This window comes from Deinococcus multiflagellatus (assembly GCF_020166415.1).
Lineage (GTDB): Bacteria > Deinococcota > Deinococci > Deinococcales > Deinococcaceae > Deinococcus > Deinococcus multiflagellatus.
On record NZ_JAIQXV010000078.1, the window covers coordinates 1 to 436 of the forward strand.

At 54.6% G+C, this 436-nt stretch carries 1 protein-coding gene; it reads left to right on the forward strand.

The window, feature by feature from the left end; genetic code table 11:
* Positions 1-16: 16 nt before the first annotated feature.
* The coding region (locus K7W41_RS23395) for an AMP-binding protein (RefSeq protein WP_224612959.1) at positions 17-436 on the forward strand (420 nt) is incomplete at its 3' end.

The following is a 436-nucleotide window of genomic DNA, read 5'->3' on the forward strand; positions in this document are numbered from 1 at the left end:
AGGCCTGGACAATTACTTGAATTGGGCAAAGGAGGCGTACGCGATTGAAGACGGTGAGGGCTCTATTTTGCACTCATCAATGTCATTCGATCTGACAGTTACATCGCTGTACCTCCCGCTGATCGCAGGAAAGCGAGTGTTAGTGCTGCCGGAGATGACAGCAGCAGCATTCGCTGATTTGCTGGACATGGGCCGCCAATTCAGTCTGTTGAAGATTACGCCAGCGCATCTGGCGATCGTTAACACCCTGGGCCGCGCTCACGACCTCGCATCTGCCTTTAAAACCCTCGTTGTGGGCGGAGAGAGTCTCCCGATGGACAGTGTCCGTAATATATGCTCGCTGACCCGTGTGTTCAACGAGTATGGGCCAACGGAGACGGTTGTGGGGTGCTGCGTTTACCAGGTGAGCGAACCACAAGACAGCGGCAGTGTTCCA